Origin of the sequence: Mycobacterium sp. (assembly GCF_049673265.1) — a bacterium.
Taxonomy (GTDB): Bacteria; Actinomycetota; Actinomycetes; order Mycobacteriales; family Mycobacteriaceae; genus Mycobacterium.
In genome coordinates, this window is the sequence record NZ_JBATXN010000417.1 from 1 (window position 1) to 2,665 (window position 2,665).

Annotated in this window: 3 protein-coding genes; 1 reads left to right on the forward strand and 2 read right to left on the reverse strand. The window is 62.7% G+C overall.

Annotation, left to right across the window (positions count from 1 at the left end):
* A partial coding sequence (locus tag WBF82_RS14265; protein ID WP_424383650.1) for an SDR family oxidoreductase occupies window positions 1-764 on the reverse strand: 764 nt, incomplete at its 3' end.
* Between the two features lie 15 nt (window positions 765-779).
* Window positions 780-2,387 (reverse strand): flavin-containing monooxygenase, encoded by a 1,608-nt coding sequence (locus tag WBF82_RS14270; protein ID WP_424383651.1) that lies wholly within the window; start codon window positions 2,385-2,387, stop codon window positions 780-782.
* A gap of 130 nt (window positions 2,388-2,517) precedes the next feature.
* Between WBF82_RS14270 and WBF82_RS14275 the strand changes: the two genes are divergently transcribed.
* Window positions 2,518-2,665, forward strand: a 148-nt coding sequence (locus WBF82_RS14275) for a 2Fe-2S iron-sulfur cluster-binding protein (protein WP_424383652.1), incomplete at its 3' end; no start/stop codon positions are given.

Sequence of the window (2,665 nt, forward strand, 5' to 3'; positions counted from 1 at the left end):
ACGTATTTCAGGGTCGGCCCCGCGGTCCAGCCGCCGTCCACGGCGATCTCGGCGCCGGTGACATAGGCGGCGTCATCGGACAGCAGATAGCCCACGGCGCCGGCGATCTCCTCGGGGACCGCGACCCGTTCCATCGGCGTGTTGGGATAGTTGCCTTCGCCGACCTGGATCCCAACATGTGCGGTCATCGGGGTGTAGGTCATGCCGGGGTGCACCGAATTGACGCGGATGCGATCGGAACCCAGCTCGACGGCGGCGATCTTCGACAGTCCCCGCACACCCCACTTCGAGGCGCCGTAGCCGGCGGTGAACGCCAGACCGAACAATCCGGCCGCAGACGAGATGTTGACAATCGACCCGCCGCCAGCCGAGCGCATCGGCGCGATCACCGCCTGCAGACCGTTGAACACCCCGACCAGGTTCACTTCCAAGACCATTCGGAAGTGCGCCAGCGGCTCGTGCTCGAGGTATTGACCGGTCGACATCCCGGCGTTGTTCACCAAGCCGTTGAGGATGCCGAAATTGGTGAGGGTGAATTGCACCGCGTCCGACCACTGTTCGGGGTCGGTGACGTCCAGGTGGGTGTAACGGGCTTGCGCGCCGAGCTCCCCGGCCAGCTGCTTGCCGTCGTCGTCGAGCAGGTCCGCGAGCACCACGTTGCCGCCGCGCACGATGATGTGACGGGCGAACGCCGCGCCGAGGCCGCCCGCGCCGCCGGTGATGATGACGACCTTCCCGGCTAGCTGCCCTGAATCAGGTTCCATTACAACACCTTTGCATCACGACGCTTTCACTAACGCGAATCCCTTGTAGCCGGCATCTGCCACCTCGGCGCAGACGTCGTTGTATGTCGCGAACCCGCCAACGAACAACATGAAGCCTCGAGGTTTCCCCGGCACGTTGGCGCCCATGTACCACGAATTCGCCTTGGTGAACAACGTTGCTTCGGCACGCCGGGCACATTCTGAGCCCCAGCCGTCAACGGCGTCGCTGGTCGCTTCTATTGCAACATAACCCTGATTGTCGAGATAGGCGATGGCATCCGCGATCCAATTCACTTGCGCCTCCGCGTGCAGCACCATGTTCGCCAACACCGCGGGCGCTCCCGGGCCCGAGATCAGAAACAGATTGGGGAACCCGTCGACGCCCAACCCCAAATAGGTGCGCGGACCGTGCGCCCAGTCATCACGGAGAGTCACGCCGTTACGGCCTACGATCTCAATCTTGCCCAGTGCACCGGTCAGCGCATCGAAACCCGTTGCCAACACGATCATGTCGAGGCCGTAGTGCGCATCGCTGGTATTGATCCCATCGGGGTCAACGGATTCGATCGGGGTGGCGCGCACGCTGACCAGCGACACGTGAGGCTGGTTAAAGGTCTGAAAATAGTTGCTGTCTGTGCAGATTCGCTTTGTTCCGATCGGGTGATCGTTGGGAATCAGCAAGTCCGCAACCACAGGGTCGTCGATCACCTCGCGCACCTTCTCCTCGTAGAACCTGCGTGCCTCGTCATTTGCGGCGGGGTCGATCATCTGGTCCGGAAAGGTTTTGGAGAACAGCACACCACCGAGCTGCCATCGCGTTTCAAACGCCGCGCGGCGCTCCTCGGTCGTGAACTCCAACGTCGGCTTGGGGGCGGTGATGTGCGGTGACCCGCCGCCGCTGCGCCACGACACACGGCGTCGCTCCGTATAAGTCGCCTTGATTTCGTCGAGTTCTTCGGCGGACAGTGGCTTATTGCCTGCCGGGACACTGTAATTGGGGGTGCGCTGGAAGACGTAGAGGTGCGCGGCTTGCTCGGCGATAATCGGAATCGATTGGATGCCGGAAGATCCGGTGCCGATGACTGCTACCCGCTTGTTGGTGAAGTCGACAGGATCGTGAGGCCACGCTGCGGTGTGGTAGATCTCGCCGGCGAAGCTATCCAGGCCGCTGAACTCTGGCGTCATCGCGTCCGATAACGGGCCGGTCGCCATCAGACAGAACCGTGCTGAGAGCTTCTGTCCGGCATCGGTGGTCACTGTCCAGCGCAGCGTCGCCTCGTCGAACACCGCCGAGACCACGCGAGTGTTTAACGTGATGTCGCGGCGCAGGTCAAGTTTGTCCGCGACCCAGTTCAGGTAACGCAGGATCTCGGCCTGGGTGGCGTATTTCTCGGTCCAGTTCCACTCCTGCTGCAGTTCGTCGGAAAACGAATAGCAGTAGTCCACGCTCTCGACGTCACACCGCGCACCGGGATAGCGGTTGTAGTACCACGTGCCGCCCAGCTCGGGTGCGGCCTCGATGACCCGCACCGACAGACCCTGGGTGCGCAGCTTGTGCAGGGCATACAGACCGGCGAACCCGGCGCCGACCACGACGACGTCCAGGGGTGCATCGAGGTTCACAACCATTCACTGTAGGTAGATTGGTCCCATCGCATTGCTGGCTTCCCGATCATCGGGCGGTGCGAGCAAGTTTTCCCGGCCAATGGGCGGTCGCGTGCGCGGTTTCGGGCCGCTTGTGCAGCATCGGCGCATGCAAGAAGTCGCGCACTTGGAGGTCGACCTCGACGGCCAACGGCATTGTCTTAGCTGGCCGCGCGGTCAGACCTTGGTCGACATATTGCTCGATGCGGGCATTGACGTGCCCCATTGGTGTCGGGAAGGCCGCTGCGGTTCGTGTG